The sequence below is a fragment of the Methanobacterium veterum genome (assembly GCF_000745485.1).
In the GTDB taxonomy this organism is placed as follows: domain Archaea; phylum Methanobacteriota; class Methanobacteria; order Methanobacteriales; family Methanobacteriaceae; genus Methanobacterium_D; species Methanobacterium_D veterum.
Genome location: NZ_KN050694.1, coordinates 179383 through 198152, shown reverse-complemented (window position 1 = coordinate 198152; position 18770 = coordinate 179383). Strand labels below are relative to the sequence as shown.

General features: G+C 33.5%; 26 protein-coding genes. 3 read left to right on the top strand and 23 right to left on the bottom strand.

Annotated features, from left to right (window positions below; translation table 11 throughout):
- Positions 1 to 982: 982 nt before the first annotated feature.
- Together EJ01_RS14845 and EJ01_RS14840 are read left to right on the top strand one after the other, a co-directional pair.
- Complete coding sequence (locus EJ01_RS14845; RefSeq protein WP_048082499.1) at positions 983 to 1225, top strand: hypothetical protein; 243 nt, start codon at positions 983 to 985, stop codon at positions 1223 to 1225.
- 907 nt (positions 1226 to 2132) lie between these two features.
- Entirely contained in the window at positions 2133 to 2447 is a 315-nt protein-coding gene (locus EJ01_RS14840; protein WP_048082498.1) for a hypothetical protein, read from the top strand.
- A gap of 187 nt (positions 2448 to 2634) precedes the next feature.
- Here EJ01_RS14840 and EJ01_RS14835 read toward each other — a convergent pair whose 3' ends face one another.
- From EJ01_RS14835 to EJ01_RS14725, 23 genes are all read right to left on the bottom strand, one after another.
- Positions 2635 to 3270: a CBS domain-containing protein gene (locus tag EJ01_RS14835; RefSeq protein ID WP_048082497.1), complete on the bottom strand. Its 636-nt coding sequence runs from the start codon at positions 3268 to 3270 to the stop codon at positions 2635 to 2637.
- The gene (locus EJ01_RS14830) at positions 3260 to 4015 is read right to left on the bottom strand and encodes a 4Fe-4S binding protein (RefSeq protein ID WP_048082496.1); all 756 of its coding nucleotides are present in this window, start codon (positions 4013 to 4015) and stop codon (positions 3260 to 3262) included. Before EJ01_RS14830 ends, EJ01_RS14835 begins: the two co-directional genes overlap by 11 nt.
- Before the next feature lie 28 nt (positions 4016 to 4043).
- Entirely contained in the window at positions 4044 to 4973 is a 930-nt protein-coding gene (locus EJ01_RS14825; protein WP_048082495.1) for a carbohydrate kinase family protein, read from the bottom strand.
- Positions 4974 to 4995: 22 nt separating this feature from the next.
- The gene (locus EJ01_RS14820) at positions 4996 to 5874 is read right to left on the bottom strand and encodes a formylmethanofuran--tetrahydromethanopterin N-formyltransferase (protein WP_048082494.1); all 879 of its coding nucleotides are present in this window, start codon (positions 5872 to 5874) and stop codon (positions 4996 to 4998) included.
- Between the two features lie 28 nt (positions 5875 to 5902).
- Complete coding sequence (locus EJ01_RS14815) at positions 5903 to 6928, bottom strand: hypothetical protein (protein WP_048082493.1); 1026 nt, start codon at positions 6926 to 6928, stop codon at positions 5903 to 5905.
- 283 nt (positions 6929 to 7211) lie between these two features.
- The gene (locus EJ01_RS14810; protein ID WP_245611232.1) at positions 7212 to 8507 is read right to left on the bottom strand and encodes a 4Fe-4S binding protein; all 1296 of its coding nucleotides are present in this window, start codon (positions 8505 to 8507) and stop codon (positions 7212 to 7214) included.
- Between the two features lie 58 nt (positions 8508 to 8565).
- Positions 8566 to 9603, bottom strand: a complete 1038-nt coding sequence (locus EJ01_RS14805) for a 4Fe-4S binding protein (protein WP_048082491.1) — start codon at positions 9601 to 9603, stop codon at positions 8566 to 8568.
- 205 nt (positions 9604 to 9808) lie between these two features.
- Positions 9809 to 9937, bottom strand: coding sequence for a hypothetical protein (locus tag EJ01_RS18015; protein WP_269221206.1), 129 nt, complete (start codon positions 9935 to 9937; stop codon positions 9809 to 9811).
- 2 nt (positions 9938 to 9939) lie between these two features.
- Positions 9940 to 11085 carry a hydrogenase large subunit gene (locus tag EJ01_RS14795; RefSeq protein ID WP_048082489.1) on the bottom strand — a complete coding sequence of 382 codons (1146 nt, stop codon included), beginning with the start codon at positions 11083 to 11085 and terminating at the stop codon, positions 9940 to 9942.
- Positions 11082 to 11531, bottom strand: coding sequence for an NADH-quinone oxidoreductase subunit B family protein (locus EJ01_RS14790; protein WP_048082488.1), 450 nt, complete (start codon positions 11529 to 11531; stop codon positions 11082 to 11084). The genes EJ01_RS14795 and EJ01_RS14790 overlap by 4 nt, the downstream gene beginning before the upstream one ends.
- Before the next feature lie 4 nt (positions 11532 to 11535).
- Positions 11536 to 11931, bottom strand: a complete 396-nt coding sequence (locus tag EJ01_RS14785) for a DUF1959 family protein (RefSeq protein WP_048082487.1) — start codon at positions 11929 to 11931, stop codon at positions 11536 to 11538.
- On the bottom strand, positions 11928 to 12251 hold the full coding sequence (locus EJ01_RS14780) for an energy-converting hydrogenase subunit EhaL family protein (protein ID WP_048082486.1): 324 nt from the start codon (positions 12249 to 12251) through the stop codon (positions 11928 to 11930). Before EJ01_RS14780 ends, EJ01_RS14785 begins: the two co-directional genes overlap by 4 nt.
- Before the next feature lie 11 nt (positions 12252 to 12262).
- A complete protein-coding gene (locus EJ01_RS14775; RefSeq protein WP_245611231.1) occupies positions 12263 to 12520 on the bottom strand; it encodes a hydrogenase in 258 nt (85 codons plus the stop codon).
- Between the two features lie 26 nt (positions 12521 to 12546).
- Positions 12547 to 13410: a respiratory chain complex I subunit 1 family protein gene (locus EJ01_RS14770; RefSeq protein WP_048082485.1), complete on the bottom strand. Its 864-nt coding sequence runs from the start codon at positions 13408 to 13410 to the stop codon at positions 12547 to 12549.
- A gap of 24 nt (positions 13411 to 13434) precedes the next feature.
- Positions 13435 to 13650 (bottom strand): hypothetical protein, encoded by a 216-nt coding sequence (locus EJ01_RS14765; protein WP_048082484.1) that lies wholly within the window; start codon positions 13648 to 13650, stop codon positions 13435 to 13437.
- Between the two features lie 20 nt (positions 13651 to 13670).
- A complete protein-coding gene (locus EJ01_RS14760) occupies positions 13671 to 14351 on the bottom strand; it encodes a membrane protein (protein ID WP_048082483.1) in 681 nt (226 codons plus the stop codon).
- A gap of 38 nt (positions 14352 to 14389) precedes the next feature.
- A complete protein-coding gene (locus tag EJ01_RS14755; RefSeq protein WP_048082482.1) occupies positions 14390 to 15076 on the bottom strand; it encodes an EhaG family protein in 687 nt (228 codons plus the stop codon).
- On the bottom strand, positions 15073 to 15585 hold the full coding sequence (locus tag EJ01_RS14750) for an EhaF family protein (RefSeq protein ID WP_048082481.1): 513 nt from the start codon (positions 15583 to 15585) through the stop codon (positions 15073 to 15075). Before EJ01_RS14750 ends, EJ01_RS14755 begins: the two co-directional genes overlap by 4 nt.
- Entirely contained in the window at positions 15582 to 15842 is a 261-nt protein-coding gene (locus EJ01_RS14745) for an EhaE family protein (protein ID WP_048082480.1), read from the bottom strand. The genes EJ01_RS14750 and EJ01_RS14745 overlap by 4 nt, the downstream gene beginning before the upstream one ends.
- Positions 15835 to 16122 (bottom strand): DUF2108 domain-containing protein, encoded by a 288-nt coding sequence (locus EJ01_RS14740; protein ID WP_048082479.1) that lies wholly within the window; start codon positions 16120 to 16122, stop codon positions 15835 to 15837. The genes EJ01_RS14745 and EJ01_RS14740 overlap by 8 nt, the downstream gene beginning before the upstream one ends.
- 18 nt (positions 16123 to 16140) lie before the next feature.
- A complete protein-coding gene (locus EJ01_RS14735) occupies positions 16141 to 16389 on the bottom strand; it encodes a DUF2109 family protein (RefSeq protein WP_048082478.1) in 249 nt (82 codons plus the stop codon).
- Positions 16390 to 16442: 53 nt separating this feature from the next.
- The gene (locus tag EJ01_RS14730; protein ID WP_084689245.1) at positions 16443 to 16946 is read right to left on the bottom strand and encodes a hypothetical protein; all 504 of its coding nucleotides are present in this window, start codon (positions 16944 to 16946) and stop codon (positions 16443 to 16445) included.
- Positions 16939 to 17289 (bottom strand): energy-converting hydrogenase A subunit A EhaA, encoded by a 351-nt coding sequence (locus EJ01_RS14725; RefSeq protein ID WP_331275702.1) that lies wholly within the window; start codon positions 17287 to 17289, stop codon positions 16939 to 16941. The genes EJ01_RS14730 and EJ01_RS14725 overlap by 8 nt, the downstream gene beginning before the upstream one ends.
- A 1017-nt stretch (positions 17290 to 18306) precedes the next feature.
- Between EJ01_RS14725 and EJ01_RS14720 the strand changes: the two genes are divergently transcribed.
- A complete protein-coding gene (locus EJ01_RS14720) occupies positions 18307 to 18735 on the top strand; it encodes a DUF1616 domain-containing protein (RefSeq protein ID WP_048082476.1) in 429 nt (142 codons plus the stop codon).
- The last annotated feature ends 35 nt before the right edge of the window (positions 18736 to 18770 follow it).

Here is an 18770-nt window from a genome sequence, read left to right as displayed (position 1 = left end):
TTTTAAATCGCTCATGTTCACAAAAACTGTCGGTCTTCAAAAATCGAAGATTTTTGAAACCTCGAAAACAAAGCATTCGAAAATTTACAATTTTCGATGCGTCAAATCAAAGATTTAACAGTTTTCGAAGGTTTTTGTGACCGTAAAAATCGCATTTTTACATGTCCATGATCCTGTGCATGAGTTATACTTTATGTTAAATTGTAATTTTAATTGATTACAGGGGATTTTAAAAAAATGCAATTTACTTAATCAGCAATCACATGAAAAACAATATTATTTACACAACATTCTGGATGAGCGTTTAATTAAAGCTAATATTATTCAACTCAAATTTCATTGTTCTCTAAAACAATATCAAAACTTAACTTCAAATCATGTATTTTATTTCCTTGATTTTAGATCATTGTACAAATAATAACTTTTTTATTATATTAATTACATAATATATATTGTAATACAGATGTACAGTCCAAATTTAGTAATATTTTGGATATTAACACAAAATACGGACTAACCATTTATATATTGACCAAACGGGACTTTTCAGTGCAATCAGCTTGTATTACAACTTTATTAATTACCCACTGATCCCGTTTGGTCTATTCAATTTAAAATACTTTTAATTTTAACTTTTTCTTAAGATTAAAAGTTTTTAGAATAATTAAACTATTAAAAAATTCTTAGTTTTTACCAGTTGCCAAAGTTACTTCGAGGTAATTTATTCATTTAACATCAAGAATAATAATCAAGTTATTCTAATTGTTTCTTTGGCTCAAATTAATTTAAAATAGGCAATCCCTAATGATTATTTATGCTTTTTCTGCAATATTTGTTCTCCAATGCTAATAAATTAATAATTTATAGTCCCAATTTTAGTTATTAATAATTTTAGAAATAATTTTATTACTAAAAAAACATAATTCACCTCAAGACACAAAATTTAAATTTTGTGTCAGTGCATGCGTATGGAGGTGAAAATGTGAAAAAAGAACTAGCTATTTTTATAATGGCTTTTGTAGTCTCTATGAGCTTCATTGGAGCAGTAGCAGCAGTAGATCAAGGACAATGGCAAGGACACGGGAAATGGCAAGGTGGACATGGTAAATGGATGGGTGGACATGGATCTTCGTGGTGGAAATGGAGACACCATAACAGATGGTGGAAATGGAGACACCATAACAGATGGTGGAAATGGAGACACCATAACAGATGGTGGAGATAAGCATCTGGAAGTCTTTCACTTTAGATAACCAAAGATTATAAATGATATTGCAAAATCTATAAGTGAAAGTATAAAAAATGAGGAGGACTAAATCCTCCTTTTACTATTTGGCATGTTTAAGTCATAAAATATCAATTTAAACATAGTAAATTTTATAATTTACTACAAAAATTTAAATAAATTATGTAGAAGGCTACTCTCAAATTTGATAATATTTGGATAGTAACGCATGAATATTAATAAATTAATTATATAGATCAAACGGAATTTTCTGATAATTTGCTTATATTGCACCTCTCATCGCCCGATGATTCCGTTCGGTCTATAACTCTAATTTATAGTGAATAACCAAATATTTTTAACTAAATTGTTATAAAAAATTTGTTAACATTCCTAAGCACATATTTTAATTCTAAAATTTATAATTTTAGACATTCACCATAAATATTTAACTTATTTTAATTGAAAGAAAATTAAAATCTTAAATCTTTTATTCATAACGTACATATTAAAAAATATTTTTTTTGCTCTTTATTTTAATTCATTAATAAAAAACAGTTAATTATTCCTTTATCCTAAATTAATTCAAATAATATATATTTTGTGTATTAAAAAGAATTTAAATAAAATATATGCCTAAATTCAAATATTAACTATTTTATGCCATATTAATTCATTATTATAGTTATATAACAAATAAGATTTCAGGCAAATTTCTCCCTTCTTATTTATTTTTAATTTTCTCGAGAAACTGTATAACATTACAACTATATTTAATTATATTTTTTGATAGTAAAACTAATAGATAGTAATACTAATAGTAAGATATTTATTACTAAATGACCATATAGTTAATTAGTACAAATATAAAATTTTGTATTACAAATGTATATGTGGAGGTGAAAATATGAAGAAACAGTTAGGAATACTTCTATTTGCACTTATAGTAGCAATAGGTTTTTCCGGAGTAGTAGCAGCTGCACCAAACAATCCTGGGCCAAACCATGGACAAATTGGAACACACCCTGGAAGTAATCTTGGAGGTCATGTAGGAACATACCCCGGAGGTAATCCTGGTAAAATTCATAAATTCAATAAATGGAATAAATGGCACAAGTGGAATAAGTGGCATAAATGGAATAAATGGCACAAGTGGAATAAGTGGCATAAATTCCACAAATGGCACAAACATCATAAACACTGTTGTCACTGCTGCAGATAATATAACTAAATTACCAAATGTAGCATAAATTAACTTTTAAAATAAGGGAGAAATTTTTAATCCCCCTTTTAATACTATTTAAACTCTTTTTTTTCAATTTTTATTGAAATTTAAAAATATGCGGAAAACTAATTCTAATATAGATAAAATCTAAAAAAATGAAATATTGAAATTAAAATAAAAAAAATTATTGTCTTGCTCTTGCAACTTTCCTTGCAATTACAAGCTCACCAATAGCAATTAAACCAACAAAGAATTTTTCAAGACCACCAGTTGCCCAGATAGCCTCACCAAAGGTAGCATCTCTAATGTTTTTCTCATATTCTTCTGGTGTAATTCTTTGACCAGTTCTTCTTCTTGTAACTATTGCAGACGCTTCCATGAGTTCATCCCAGCTTACTCCTTTAAGTTCATCCGCCATAGCTTCAAATATTTTATAAACTTTAATTTCATAGAGCTGTGAAAGCGTTTCTACTATGTCAAATGTCCTTACAACGCCGACTACAACATCATCATCATTTAAAACTGGTATACTTATTACTTTGTGCTTTGTAGTTTCTAAAACAGCTAACCTTGCTGGATCATTTTCATGGACATTAACAATTTCCTCTTTAGAACGCATAACGTCAGATACTTTCTTTTTACTTTCCCTAAACCCTTTTGTAACTTCAAGAGAGGTTATCCATCCAATTAACCTCTTTTCACTATCTACAACTGGTGTTGTAAATTTCTTTGTCTTTTCCATTAGTAATGATACTTCAACAATGTCTTGATCCGGAGATACGTATATATATTCCTTATCCATAATTTCTTTAACTTTCATTGGACAACCTCTCAAGTTTTAATGCGCTCACTGGACATTTACTAGAACAAACTTCGCATAAAATACATTTATCTTCAGAAAATACTAGTTCGCCATCTTCAAGTTTAATAGCACCTACAGGGCAATTCTCTTCACATACCTGACAGGAAACACATGCTTCTCTATCAATTAAAAGTTCTTTTGTTCTTAATACTGGCCCTAATTCCCTTTCAAGCTTTATCGCATTTTCTGGACATACGTTAACACACGCTCCACACCCGACACATGCTGATTTATCAATTACAGTTGGTTTTCCATCTTCAGCATTTACTGCACCTGTAGGACAGAATTTAGCGCAAGTTCCACAGGAAATACATTTATCTTCAGCTACTTCAATATTTTTCATTTTAAGGGTTCTATGAGGTACCTTTAATTCTTTAAGGCGGTATTTTACTTCTTCATCCTCAACATCAGATGTACTTTCTATAACATGTATACTCTTTACAGGACAAGTTTGGGCGCATATTTCACAGTTTACGCAGTTTTCAAGTACTTTAGCAGGTTTAGTTGCTTTTGCTTCAGATATAGCACTTACAGGGCATTCTTCAGCGCACAAGTTGCACCTTATACACTCTGGAGAAATGGTTATACATTTCCTTTTTAGTCTATATTTTTCAATCTCTGGTTTAATTTCTTCTAGATCCATAGCCTTATGGATGACTTCGTCTTTTAGCACATTCTTGTCCTTTTTAAATGTTATGTCCATAATTACACCTTTGGTAGGTAGATGAAATTTATATGTTAATTATTTTATCAAATTTATCTAATTCAGATATTTTTGGCAATCCTTTAATTGCCCCCGATTCCTTTATACAGCATGAAGCAATAAAATTCCCTAATTTACCTGATTCTTCAATGTTATTATTATTAAGAAACCCATATAAAAATCCTGCGTTAAATGCATCCCCTGCACCTGTTGTATCAATGCATTTAACATCAAATGGCTCTATGAAATAGCTTTCATCACCATTTGTAATATAAGTACTTTTATCTCCTCTTTTAACTACTACAATATTTATATTGGACTCCAGTAAAACTTCAGCTCCCTCTTTAAATGTTTTATATTTATTACCAGTTAAATACTTTAATTCTTCTTCGTTAGTAAGAATAATATCTGTTCTATTTAAAATAGTTTTAAGATAGTTAATGCCCCTTTCAGCATATATTCTTCCGGGATCTAAACTTACAATAATATCTTCGGAGATTTCATTTATAATACTCTTTTGAGCATTAAAAGATTCACCTACAAAGGATGCAAGATGTAATATCCTGCAATTTTCTAAATAATCTAATTTAACTTCATCAGGCTTAATTAAATCGTTGACACCAGGATCTACATACAGTGCTCTTTGCCCATCCTTATCCACAAATCCAAGAACATTACCGCTCCTACCTTCTGAAATAATAATACCCTCAGTATTTACACCTTCTTTTTGGAGGTTTTCAAGTAAAAGTTTTCCATCATAATCTTTAGAAACTTTACCTATAAATCCCGTTTTCATGCCTAATTTTGAAAGTCCTATAACTGTATTTGCAGCAGATCCACCACATGATCTGTTGAAATCAGTTATATAAGATTCTTCATCTTCGCAGGTTATTTTATCCACATTATAAAGTTTATCAACATTTAATGCGCCAAATCCCACTACATCAAACTTCTTCATTAAATTCTCCTTTAGCTTAAATTTATTCAAACAATTCATTTAAATATATCTTATGATCTCCTAACTGGCCACCATAATTTCCTGCAGAGACGCTTACAACACCATCAATATCCATTACTGCTTCAATCCCTGCTTTCATAGCTTTCTTTGTTATATTTATACTTAAACCATTAATCACAATTTCAGGAATATATTTAACATTATTAGGAACCATTGATTCTTCTTCAAGAGTTTTTTTAAGTGAAGGGCAGTAAGGATGATTTGTTGTTGGTCCTATCCATGGATAATTTGTTTCAGGTTTAGAAGCTGCTGAACAAATATCAAAAGGAGTTATAGCACCTTCAACTTCACCTATAGCATTCAATGCTTCCATTCCAGCTTCCATCACAGCTTCCTTAGTACTGCACATATACCAGAAATTTGCACCCATAATTCCACGCATGTATCCTACATCACGTTCTATCTGGAAATCAGGAATAGCTATAGGCACAACTATCATGTTACGCCCATAATTTTCTTCTTCCCACTCATAACCATCACCGCAATGGCCTACATCCCTCATCATATCCATTTTTCCAGCAGGATTTTTTGAAGCATCAAAAAGTGCAGTAAAAGGTTTTACAAGTATATCCTGCCTTATTCTATATGATAATTCCACTTCGAATTTCTTGATATCCTCTTTTGGGTACCATATTTGAAGTACTGCTCCTTTTCTCCCATCAGGTGTCTCATCAGCGCTTAGCCAGCCCTCGATACCTCCTTCAACACGTCCAATAACAGTTCCAGGAGTTGCTGTTGCATCATAAGCTGCTCTTTGAAGGATTTCATTATTGTCTGCTGTTACAATTACTCTGCAACAGATTCCATCAAATGCTTCACAGTAAGTATTTTCCATATTCATTTTATCAACTCAATAATATTTTGATACATTATCCTAATGCACCTATCAATTCTCCCCTAACCAATCTTCTAAAGGTCTTACTTTCATCAACGAGTGTTTCAAAATTTTCGCTGGTTACAATCGCAATTTTGGGGAGATTTACCTGTTTTATTGCTTCTTTAAGTTTTTTATTTACAGGATAACTATTAATGGCATCTTCAGTATTATCCATATATGACTTAATGAAATTAATAACTTCATCTTTTCCAAATCTGTTAAATAGATCCGCAATAATTGCCGTTATAACTGTATTATCTGCCATTATTGCAATTTCTGCTTCTTTTATAGCATATTCATTCCCATTAAATGAAATTGCAAGCCCTCCATGCTCTTTTGCAAATCTTAAAGGCTCAGCATCAGTTATACTGTCCCCAACATACATGATATCCGAATTTTCAAAGCTGAACCTGTCTAAAATATCTATAATAGCTTCTTTTTTACCTTCTCCACCAACAGGCTTTATCTTTTCTGTGATTTTACTGATTTCCATCTCAGGAATATCATCCCAAAATATTTTGTCAATTACTTCAAAGTCTGGATTTTCCATTACAGTGTTTCTAAATTCCATTAGTTTTTCTTTATCTTCTTCATTAATTGAATATGCATCCATATCCAGATTAGTTGAATAGGTATTTTCAAATGGAAATTTGATTATATCGCAAAGAGCCTGAATATATTGCTCATAGCTCGTACTTACAATGAAAGAAGGCATTATACTATCTATAAACTGCATTGTATCTGCCGCACCAGGAAGGAGAAGTACATTTTCCCTGGAAAAATTTATTATACTATGATTTGTAGCACCATATGCTTTTAAGAACGGAACAATCAATTTTAAAGTTCCTCCAGCATAGTATCCTTCTCTTTTAACTTCATCAACCAGAATATCATCATATTTACTGAGTACGGTGAAAAATTTTTCCCCATCTTCGATAAAAATACCCGCAAGTTCAAATGCATTATCATTTATAGATATAGGACCTTCACAATCAGAAATAAAAACTTTCCTACCCAAGTTTATTCCTCCAAATATTCCATATTTGGGGCCGCCGAACACTAGTGTTCAGGCCCTCGAATGCTTTGCATTCAGGGGCCGAGGAAATGTAGTTTCCACCGGCATTCGAAAATCATAAATGATTTTCGAAAGTTCAAAAAATCTCAATTTTCAATTGAGATTTTCCTTCAACCTCCAATTAAAAAAATAAATTTTAAAATATAAATTTAGTAAATATACAAAAAGCTTTGCTTTTTCACGGTTACAAAATGAATTTCGCAAATCGGAAATTCAAATAATTAAATTAAGGTGCTTTTAATTTTACAGCACCTACTGGACATGTCACTTCACATGTGTCACATACTATACATTTTTCAGTATCTACTACTACTTTACCCTCTTCGATACTCATTGCATCTTTAGGGCATTTATTTACACATACTCCGCACAGCTGGCATGTTTCGCTATCAATAGCTATCTCTCCAGTTCTTGGACCTTCTAAATTCTTTCGAACAAAGAATATTTTATTATCATGGGTATCATAATATTCTTCTTTAAGAACTATAGACCCAAATGGACATGTTTCAACGCATTTTCCACAGTAAATGCACTCTTCACCAACATGAACAGGGGAAGGCATTTCAAGCTCGATTGCTTCAACTGGACAGGTACCAATACACGCACCGCATCCTATACAGCTTTCTTCAACTACAGCTATGTTTCTTTTTGGAACTGTGCTTTCAATTACATCTTTTATATCCTCAATTTCGAGGGCACCATCCATAGCAGCTCTGATTTCATCCTTTAACTTATCTGTTATATCAATTTCAAATTCATCTTCAGTGTGTTCAAAGCTGACATCCCTTGAAATTTTATTCAAGATATTGTCTACTTTACCTGCATCTCTTGCAAGTTTTTTTGTTTCTTTTTCAAGAAGTTCAGAAACTATTTCCATTGTTTTGATTTTGCCGAATTTTTCGTAAGCCTTTTTTCTTGAAGAATACCTAATTGCAGTTGACGGGCATACATCCATACACTCTTCACATCTTGCACAATATGCAGGATTTATATAAGGTAATTTACTTATTTTACCTACATTTATAGCTCCTTTAGACGGACAAACCCTTGTACATGTCATACATCCAATACACTGCTTTTCATTTACAACTACTCCTTTTCCACCTGCTACAGACCTTGGTAAAATTTCACCATATTTTATAGCTTCTGTAGGGCATACTCGGGAACAGTAACCGCATTTAACACATTTTTCTTCATCAATTACACTGTGAGCTTCTTCTCTACCTGAAGATATAAGCTGAATTGCACCAGTTCTGCATGCATTTACACATGCACCGCATCTTCTGCACAATTTAGGGTTGATGTTAGGAACATTTTCCCTTACAGCTTCTGCTAAAGTGGTTTCCATTTTTATAGCATCAAATGGACATGCTTCTCTACAAAGTACGCATCCAAAACACTTATCATCAATTTCTATGTGTTTATCTGGAGGTACTTCATGGACTGCATCCACAGGACAGGCTTGAAGACAGGGTTTATCTATACACTGTTCACATTTAGATGAATCTATTTCATATGCCACTTCTACTTCCCTAAGTGGCTTGTATGATCTTTTATCAGTTTTAGTTTCAGGAATTTTATCATTCCCCCACGGGTAATAATGCTGGTTTTACAGTTACAAGGATTTCATCACCTTTCACTTCACTCTGTGTAAGTAAAAATCTTGCAACATAAAATCCTGCCACACCAAATGGACATGTTTGATAACATGTGGTGCATCTCAGGCATTTATTAGAATCTCTGACTGTACCTTTTTCTTCATCATAAGTTATGGCGCCAGTAGGACATTCATCAACACATAATCTGCATTGCTTACATTTAGAATCGTCCCATGTAATGACTCTAAGTTTTAATCTATCTGTTACTTTTTCAACCAGATCCCTTATACGCGCTTCATCAGGCATAATTTCGCGAGCTTTTTCCAGAATATCCTCAAATGGAACTTCAAAGGTAACTGCTTTTTCAGGCGGAAGATCTTTAAGTTCATCCTGTTTAGACTCTATTAAATTTTCAAGGGTCTGTACCACCATATTAATTACATCTTTTTGACCTTCAACATCAGAAATGTATATTCCTTTAATGGAACCTTTTACTGGGCATGTTTTGGCACAATCACCACATGCTACACATTTGGATTGGTCTATCATGATCTTATTGTCTTCTTCAATAATGGCGCCTTCAACTTTACAGGCTTTCATACACTTTTTACACCTGATGCAGAGATAATCATCAATAACAAACATCTTTTCTGCAGGCAGTATTGTGAATTCTTCACGAATTAAATGACTTTCACCAGTTCTGAGTGTTTTGGGATCCGTGGGACATACTTCTGCACAAAAACCGCACCGTATACATGCGTCTGTATTTATAACAGGGTAAGTCATTCCTTCCCCATTCTCTTCATCCTTGTCTTTTGTTCTTACAAGTTTTATAGCAGCTGGAGATGGACATGCTGCCGTACATGCACCACAAGCAATGCACAGTTCTCTTACAACTTCGGGGAAATCTCTGAACCTATCAGGTGCTTCTACTATCTCCTTATTGGTTGCAGCACCTGCAAAGTTCTCAAGCCACCCTTTTCTTGCAAATTCGTATAAGTACCATATTACTGAAGACATAAAACACCATCTTTAATTATTTTAAATTAATTGAATTTACATTCCGAATCAACCACTCAAAAATTCAAAGCTTCCAAAAAACCTTTGGTTTTTGGAGCCCCAAAAAATCGAAGATTTTTTGAGGGAATTTTTGGCGCCACAAAAACATTGTTTTTGCAGGCTTTAAGAAAGCCGTCGAAAATCGAAGATTTTCGGGCCCGCAAAATCAAAGCATGCAAAAATCAAAGATTTTTGCTGCCTGCGAAACTATTGTTTCGCGGTTCAGGAAAACCGTATATTTTCCTTCAACGTCAAATCGAAGATTTGACAGATTTTGCAGGGGTTGATCAAACACTATTACCTCAAATTAATTGAATTTACATTCTGTATTCCATCAAATTCTGTAACTTTACTTGATTCTTCATTTATTACTGTAACTCTTTCTGTACATGCAACACATGGATCTACGCTTGCATAAGTAGCAACAGCATCTGCAACTGTGGCTACATCTTTAAGCATGTATCTAGCGCATGCATCGATGTTCATTATACTTGGAGTCCTTATGGAAATGTTCTTTATTAGATTACCATTTGTTTCTATCATGTATGCTACTTCGCCCCTTGGAGCTTCATTTCTGTTATCAGCGTATCCTGCAGGTATATCTACTTTAGTCCTTACCTTACCTTCAGGAAGGTTTTCTATAGCCTGCCTGATCATTTTCACTGATTCTGTAACCTCATCAAATCGGTTCATATTTCTTGCGAAATTATCTCCTTCATCACGCCAGATTACATTGAAATCTAAATGGTCTTTGTATACAGGTTTATCCGATCTCCAATCATGTTTTATGGATGAAGCTCTGGCTATTGGTCCTACAGTCCTTGCTTTAAGTGAATCTTCTTTAGATATAACTCCCACATCTCTAGATCTTAAGCCTAAGAGCGGGCCGTGTTCAAACATTTGAGGATATTTGGCATATTGTGACTCAAATTTATCTAAAAGATCCAGAATACTTTTTAGATGAACTTCCTTAGCATCTAACCTCACTCCCCCAACAACATTCCATGCCATATGAACCCTGTTACCAGTTAAAAGTTCAATAGCATCCATAATAAGCTCTCTCATGGAAAGCATGTACATAAATAAGGTTTCATGTTCAATTGTGTTGAAATATGTTGAATTTGCGAGTAAATGGCTTTGTATTCTGTCCAGTTCATTGGCAATTACCCTTAAAAATTGAGCCCTTAATGGGGGTTCTGCACCTGCAATCTTTTCAAATGTTTCAGTGAATGTCATTGTATGTACATATGAACATATTCCACAAACCCTTTCGGATAAATAAACACATTTTTGCCAGGTTTTTCCTTCCATAACTTTTTCAATACCTCGATAAACATAACCATAATCTATTTCAGCGCCTATAACTCTTTCTCCCTTTGTATGGAGTTTTAAACGCAGAGGTTCTTTAAGTGCAGGGTGAAGTGGTCCTATAGGAACTATCATTTACTTTGCCTCCCTTTGGCTGCTATTGCATCGGGACCAACTGCCAGAAGGGCCTTTAATATTTCTGTTGGTCTTGGTGGGCATCCTGGAACTGATGCATCCACTGGAATAAAATCATGAAGAGGAGGGTATATTGCACTACCTTCCTGATTGTAAACGTTTCCTGAAAGTGGGCATGCTCCAATTGCAACCACTATCTTAGGATTCGGAGCTTTAGCATAAAGTCTTTGTAGATTTTCTTTCCACTGTTCGGCTACTGGTCCTGTAACTAAAATTACATCAGCTTCTCTTGGATTATTGTGGAAATAAATCCCATACTGTTCTAAATCATAACGAGGAGATAAAAGGGCAACTACTTCAATATCACACCCATTACATCCTCCAGTATTTATAAGACAGGCGTGAATAGAGCTTTTCCTTACGATATCTTTAAGCGCATCTAACATTTCTTTACCTCATAAGATATTCAATCAATTCTTTTTTACCATCACTTATGGCATCTTCATAAGATTTACCATTAATAACTTCTTTTGCAATTTTGTCTTTTATTGCATCAGCATCTTCCTTTGATATAATCTCCATTACATCAGAAAGCCAGCAAATTTGCAGGTCTGAATGTATTTTATCAAGCATACAACTATATCTAGACGATTCAAACCGCGGATGTAAAGCTTCCAGGCTCGACATGTCTAATCGCCTCATTAAAATCTTTTCCAGTTCTTGAGTAGTGATACCCATTTCCTTTGAAAATGGCTTTATTATATCTTCCTGCCATCTGTAACTGTCTAAAATTCTTTTTTTCATAAGTTCCATTAATGATTCACTTTTTTTTAAATCAGTATTCATAAAAGAACCATCCCTACAAGCCAAATAAGGCCAGATACTATAAATCCAATTGCTAATTCATATCTTCCATATCCAGGTCTCATTCCAAGTACAGCAGCCACAAAGAACAGCCCTACTGTAATTGAAATATACTGTGGAATCAGCATGATAAGTTGACTATTTAATAACAGTATCCATCCAATAATTGAAATTACAAGGGCCACCAGATCAATATTTTTGCTAACGAAAGGTTCAGTGTACTTTTTATAACTAAGTAAAAGCCCTACAATCATTCCAATTACAAATGAAAGTATATATGTGAGATAAATTATTAAATCCATGATATCACCATTCAGGCAGGTCTATAAAGGTATATAAATGATACTATAAATGCTATAAGCGCTATAATAAAAGCCCCTTTTTCAAGGGATTCTGCAAGATGGGCAAATTTATGTCTATTCTGGTATAGAAGAAAAAATGCCAGAAAGACAACAGCAATAGTTAAAGGAGCTACAATTACCCATTGTTTAAATACAGCAAGTGCACTCATTATTATGGCCCCCACTCCAACTAGAGCCATTAAGAAGAGCGTATCCTGTTCTTTCATCATTTTTATTTCTCCCCATATTTTTTTAATTAAATTACATTCATGAGTAATATTGAACCGATAATTCCGATTGCTGCAAATATTATCTGCAGTACTACAGAGTGATTAGGGTTTAAAAGTGGCGTGGTAGCACTTATAAACGCTACTACTACAGTCATTACCACCATCCCTATTAAAAGCCACAAAGGACTTAATGTTCCAATGAATACTATTAAAAATACCCACAGCAGCATATACCACATAAGGGACTCTGATATCATAAGATATCCTCGCAGTAATCCATAGTGCTCCGTTTCATATCCTGAAACTATATCTTTTCCTTTGGTTATTGAAAATGGAGTATACTGTGCTTTTGATATTATAAGTACAAAGAACATTGCCGCAGCTAGCGGTATGCTGTAAAGTAAAGGTCCGTGAATTGTTTGATAATTTATTATATCTGCAATTCCCATGGATCCTGTTTTAAGGTATATTATTACAAGAACAGCAAAAAGAGGTACTTCTGCTGCTGCTGAATATACTGCCCTAACACAGCTTAATTTACCATAAGGTGAACCAGAAGATGACCCAGCATTGTGTTCCACTATTTTATGAAGTGCATATACGGCAAATATGATTAAAAGCGATCCTTGAACCACAGGTCCCACTATTACCGCAGTTATCCATATAACCATCATTATACTGGCTATTCCAAGATAAAACGGCATTGCAGCCGTTTTAGTAAAGGATGACTCTTTAATATAAAATTTAAGTAAATGTAAAAGGTACTGGATTATTGGTGGTCCTGGCCTAGTCTGTACTCTAGCCACCACTTTCCTGTATAATCCTAGAAGCAAGCTTCCTGTTAAGAATGCAATAAGGACGTTTAGTAGGATATTTGCCATTAAATTCATCTGATCACCGATTGAAATTGATTATTAATATCCGATGAAGGGTTCCTTCCTTCTATCTTCTTTCTCTTCTTCTCTGGCTTTTGCCATGATTATTAGTCCAAATGAGAGTACGCCCAATGGGATAAATATAATTGAAATTCCATAGACTATCCAATCTGCAGGATTAAATATCAATGCATAGATTATACTTCCTACAGAAATTATTAATACTATTGAGCTTATTATACTCATTTTATTCATTATTTCACCTGATAAATCTTTTAAAATGGTTTGTTGATAAGCAGCAATATTTCAATTGCCCTTACAATTACAAGTAATGAACTTAAATGTATTATAACTAAAAACGGTGAACCGGGAGTTCTAAACATTTCAGCTTTTGTTGCATAAAATGGAGCTATACCAGTCTCACCCGCAATACCCATTAAGAGCAGTACCGATGCAAATTGTACCATTGGTGTCACCAAACTCAAGTGAGAAATTTCTATCAAACTTAAAGTACCTGTTGCAGCTAGAATTGTTGCTGCCCCTCCAAATAAAGGAAGGGATGCTATCATGGCAATTATACCGTACTGGAATGCTGAATCTAAAACATCCACCATTTTAACGGCCCCTACCAATCCAATATTTACTATACCGATTAATGCAACGAATAATGTAAAGTTAAAAAGATCTCCTGTTATCATGGCCCCTGCAGTTGCAAGACCACATATTATTGCAAGAAATCTCCTTACTTTAAATTCATCTTTATCTACTTTTACTTCCCTATCTTCAAGAGAACCAAATCTAGCTTCTACCTGGGTCTCTGTATTACTTACAGCTATAAGAAATGTAAACAGGAGTGCTCCACCAAATAGGAACAGATTAAATGGGGTAAAGTAAAGCACAATATCTCCTAAAGGTATGTAACCAAATAATTGCCCACCTAATGTTGCTATATCCATTTTTATTTGCTCCGAATCATTTTAAGTATGAATCATAATTATTTTTCTCTCTTAAATTCTTCTCTACCCAAAACACCTATAAGTCCAACTTTAGATGCTACCTTTATCAGCACCCCAAATGCTGATAAGAATAGAGCAAGTAACCAGTATTGAGGGGTTACAAAGAACATGAGGAAACCTATTAACCAGAGTACCCATGCTACACCAGATATTCCTGCAACTCCTTCCCATATAGATGAAGGAACTCCTCTAATTGTTCTGGAAAGGACGTAAAACAATATTCCTGTTCCCGCAACAGCCCCCCCTGTAAATCCGCTTAGAAATGCTCCATAAGCTATAAGTATTATTGCAAGGAAAGCAGGTGCAGTTTCTAAAATTTCCATATCCAGTGAAAGTGGGAGTGGAATTAAATCAACACTTTTTCCTGTTTTTCTCATTTCTCTGCTCATAAGGACTTCTGAAATTGCAAGGATTTCAGCAAGTTCAACTACCAGTCCTGGAAGTATAAGTGCTTCTGCCAAATCAGTTGCAACTGCTGCAACTATAATTAACATTGCAAATCCTACAATGTCTGTAAGTATAAGGGCAGTTAAATCACCTTTTTTAAAGGCTATTCCCAGAAGGCCTATAAAACCGGTTAATAAACCAACCAATATGGCTGGTTGGTAAAGTGAAACTACCAAAGGGGAAACAACACTTGGAACTAAAACTTCAGCACCGGTCATTCTTCTTCCCTCCTCATTGTAAATTGAAGTGCTATAAATGAAGCAACTACAAACGCCATCATCAAGATACTGGACTCAAGAATTGTATCGAAACCTCTTGAGTAGTAAAGTATTTCATCTATTAACCCGCCAGGAGATGAATAAATTGAAGTACCAAAGTATAATGTCGTATTTTTAACTGATATCGCCATTGGAGACAGATAACCCGTTACTTTACCGGCCTGTGCTGAAAATTGAGGATACTGAGATTTAATAATACCGGGTTCCAATAAGAAGTTGCCATTAAGGCCCCAATCTGCAATTACAGTACCGCCACGGTCATAAGGTGCCAGTGGATCACCTGAATTAATCTGGCTTTGAGGTTCAGGTCTTGGATAAATTTGATGGTCATTTAATGCAAGTGGCATTACAAAACCTACTATAAGCACAATTCCAAGCACCAATGAAAAAAACCTTGGAATATTATCAGGGTTTGCAAGATCGTTTAAAAGCCTTCCTATGCTTTTCATACCTTAGCCCCCATTTCTTCCAGCCTTACAATTGCCCTCAAAAGGATCATAGTCATTATAACAGTTGCTGCAACGAATGTGAGAAGTGCTATAGTATGATTGTAAGTTAAAAGTATCATTGAAACTCCCACTGCAGCTATTTCTGTATTTAATGTCCTTACTATTGGGTCTTTAACCCCAGGACCAATAACTGTTGCAATACTGCCCAGTATTACCAGTGCACAGCCTGTATAAAACCATATATAAATATCAAGCAATGTTCGATTCCTCCTGGGCTTCTAGTTTTTTTCGTCTTACATCATTGAGTTTTATAATACCAATTAAAAGGATAACTGTTGAAATTGGATCGAATAATGCAACAGCTACTGCAACATCCAAGTATTTTGCTGCTACTATCATCCCTATAAAACCTCCCTGAAGCAGAGTAAACATTATCACTTTATCAACAGGCTTTGGGAGTAATATTATACCAGCTGACCCAATCAAAGCTACGGCAGCCGATACTGTTGATATATTTATGAAATCTACGATAGCCATTATTCCACCGATTTTAAATTATTTAACAGTAATTTCCTCTTGTATTCTTCCAATAGAATATGCAATTGCATTTGAACTTATAGTAGAAGCTACAAAATAAGTTATTGCAATTATAGCTCCAAATGGAGTCTGTATATAAAGGGCAATAAGTGCAGATATACCAAAACTCATCGCATTTAGATAGAGCATTCTTTCACTCCTATCTCTAGCAATTAGAGTTCTTAAGGCCATAAGTACAATTATAATCCCTGCAATCTCTATTAGCATCTTTATCTACCTTTTTAATATATTGTAATTTATTTATTTTATAGTTTGATGTTTTAAGTTAAGTTTGTATATCTTCCCATTTTTTTGGCAATTTTACCAAGTAATTTAGATGCCCTTGGGTGATCTAGTCCTTGTATTGTAACAATTGCAAGTAACATACCTACAATAAATTGCTCGGGAGGGATACCAATAAATGAAGCTAAAGCTATTATAATCATTATAGTAATTGCACCAGTTGTACCTGCGTATCCTGGATCTGCACAGAGTCTGTTACCAATAAATACAAGTAAAGCTGCGACAAATCCACCTGCAGGAATACCTATGAGGTAACATGCTATAGCGCTTAACAGTGTACCTGCTGATGCATCAGGGGAGCATACAATGTTTCCCTGGAAGAATCCACCAGACAGATCTCCGCCTCTTTTTTTTACATCTCTTCCAATAACGCCTGCACCTTTGACACCGGGTTTTTCAGGAAGGCCCATCCATGTATCTATAAGTACAAAGTTAAACCAGCATAGAACTGCTGCTATTATGATTCCTATTATCTCATTCACCAGATTCACCCCCAATCAGGTCTGTATGTGGTGGGAGAATTTTTTCAAGTAAATATTTGGAAATTAATGCAGATAGTACTCCTGTGACAATTCCTACTATCATTCCATTCCATCCAAGCTCAAAAACCATTGCAGATAATCCCAGTGCAATTATGATAGTTGGAAAAATTATACTTATTGTCCATGAATCCCTCATTGGCCTTTCAGGAAGTAAAGGAAGTCTAAGTATAAATCCTACAATAATTGCAGATATTACTGCAAGAACATAACTTAACACCGTTACAATATCAACATGAATAATCATGATAAAAAGATGATCAACTAAATATATAAATGTTTTCACTTTCAGTCCTTCCCATTTTTATTAGAGCTTATGATGACAATGATTTCTTTCAACTCAATACAATCATACCTTAAATTCACCAATCAATGCTTTTACAAATTATACCTCTTCTATAGAACTTATTAATAATTTTACATTGGTAATATGATGTAAAATCATTTTAAATTAACATATTCACAAATTTACCCTATTTTCTATTTAGATATAAAAACATTAATTTAATTATTTAACCATAACAAACTAATTTTAATTGAATATATTCCAATTATCCAACTAAACAATGCCTATTTAATTTAAATACGCATTTAAAGATATATTGGCACCCCAATCCACATCTAATCCATATATTCTTAATGTATCATTTGTTGATTGAGTTTTGAGCCGAAAGTAAGATAATTTTTGTCTTCTTTTTGCTTTTTGTGAATTTTTTGATGGTTGTTCGTCATACCGGAATAAGGAAACATAGTTCCGACAAACCAACTTATGTTTTTATCCCATATAAATGTTTTTGAAATCACGAATTCGTAAGATTAACGGGGAAATCCAATTCTAAATCATACTGGTTTTACATTTTTCAATATTAAAAACAGGGAATTTCCACTTAAATCATAATTATTAATTCAATGGATTCAGATTATCTTACCAGAAATATTTGAATTAAGGGTACCCTAACACTACTATAAATTAAAAAATTAAGTTGTAATAATACCTTGTACTTTCCAGGGAAGAATTCTTAAAGATTTTCCAGATATTTAGTTTTCCAGATTTTAAAGTTCAATAACTTTTAAAATTTCATAAAATATCCCACAACCTCATTTAATAATATCCTTAATTTAATCTATATATGTATACAAATAGAAAAAAGTATTATGTGAATCAGGATATATTAAACAGAAATAATTATCAAAACAAATAAAATAATAATATTCTAGAAATATGATCTAATTTAGATAAACAATTTTTAAATAAGCAATTTTATAAAATGAATTTAACACACATAAAGAAGGAAGATTATATATGAGTAAATTTAACCTGGATAAACCACTGTCAATTATTTTAATTATTGCACTTATCATTGCAGTCGCTGCAACTATCTATATTGTTGTTTTTCCACAGCCTGGCGAAAAATTCACAGAATTTTATATTTTAGGACCTACTGGAAAAGCAGGTGATTACCCAACTAATCTAACTGCCGGCGAAAGTGGAAATATGATTATTGGTATTGTAAATCATGAATATACAAATACTACATACCAGTTAGTGGTAAAAAATAATCAAAATATTTTAAAAAATGAAAGCATTACCCTTACAAATAGTGAACAAAAAGAAATTCCGTTTAAATTTAATCTTCCTGCTGGAAACCAGAATGTAAAATTTTTATTATATAAATTACCTGATACTCAAAACGTGTATCGTTCGCTTAATCTAAACGTGAGTGTAACTTGAAGTTCAGTTTAAACATTAATATTAGAGGAATACCT

Excerpts from the sequence above, each read along its gene's own strand:
- EJ01_RS14840 (WP_048082498.1), top strand. The coding sequence starts at position 2,133 with ATGAAGAAACAGTTAGGAATACTTCTATTTGCACTTATAGTAGCAATA.
- EJ01_RS14835 (WP_048082497.1), bottom strand. The coding sequence starts at position 3,270 with ATGAAAGTTAAAGAAATTATGGATAAGGAATATATATACGTATCTCCG.
- EJ01_RS14830 (WP_048082496.1), bottom strand. The coding sequence starts at position 4,015 with ATGGACATAACATTTAAAAAGGACAAGAATGTGCTAAAAGACGAAGTC.
- EJ01_RS14825 (WP_048082495.1), bottom strand. The coding sequence starts at position 4,973 with ATGAAGAAGTTTGATGTAGTGGGATTTGGCGCATTAAATGTTGATAAA.
- EJ01_RS14820 (WP_048082494.1), bottom strand. The coding sequence starts at position 5,874 with ATGAATATGGAAAATACTTACTGTGAAGCATTTGATGGAATCTGTTGC.
- EJ01_RS14805 (WP_048082491.1), bottom strand. The coding sequence starts at position 9,603 with ATGTCTTCAGTAATATGGTACTTATACGAATTTGCAAGAAAAGGGTGG.
- EJ01_RS14795 (WP_048082489.1), bottom strand. The coding sequence starts at position 11,085 with ATGATAGTTCCTATAGGACCACTTCACCCTGCACTTAAAGAACCTCTG.
- EJ01_RS14790 (WP_048082488.1), bottom strand. The coding sequence starts at position 11,531 with ATGTTAGATGCGCTTAAAGATATCGTAAGGAAAAGCTCTATTCACGCC.
- EJ01_RS14785 (WP_048082487.1), bottom strand. The coding sequence starts at position 11,931 with ATGAATACTGATTTAAAAAAAAGTGAATCATTAATGGAACTTATGAAA.
- EJ01_RS14780 (WP_048082486.1), bottom strand. The coding sequence starts at position 12,251 with ATGGATTTAATAATTTATCTCACATATATACTTTCATTTGTAATTGGA.
- EJ01_RS14775 (WP_245611231.1), bottom strand. The coding sequence starts at position 12,520 with ATGATGAAAGAACAGGATACGCTCTTCTTAATGGCTCTAGTTGGAGTG.
- EJ01_RS14770 (WP_048082485.1), bottom strand. The coding sequence starts at position 13,410 with ATGAATTTAATGGCAAATATCCTACTAAACGTCCTTATTGCATTCTTA.
- EJ01_RS14765 (WP_048082484.1), bottom strand. The coding sequence starts at position 13,650 with ATGAATAAAATGAGTATAATAAGCTCAATAGTATTAATAATTTCTGTA.
- EJ01_RS14760 (WP_048082483.1), bottom strand. The coding sequence starts at position 14,351 with ATGGATATAGCAACATTAGGTGGGCAATTATTTGGTTACATACCTTTA.
- EJ01_RS14755 (WP_048082482.1), bottom strand. The coding sequence starts at position 15,076 with ATGACCGGTGCTGAAGTTTTAGTTCCAAGTGTTGTTTCCCCTTTGGTA.
- EJ01_RS14750 (WP_048082481.1), bottom strand. The coding sequence starts at position 15,585 with ATGAAAAGCATAGGAAGGCTTTTAAACGATCTTGCAAACCCTGATAAT.
- EJ01_RS14740 (WP_048082479.1), bottom strand. The coding sequence starts at position 16,122 with ATGGCTATCGTAGATTTCATAAATATATCAACAGTATCGGCTGCCGTA.
- EJ01_RS14735 (WP_048082478.1), bottom strand. The coding sequence starts at position 16,389 with ATGCTAATAGAGATTGCAGGGATTATAATTGTACTTATGGCCTTAAGA.
- EJ01_RS14720 (WP_048082476.1), top strand. The coding sequence starts at position 18,307 with ATGAGTAAATTTAACCTGGATAAACCACTGTCAATTATTTTAATTATT.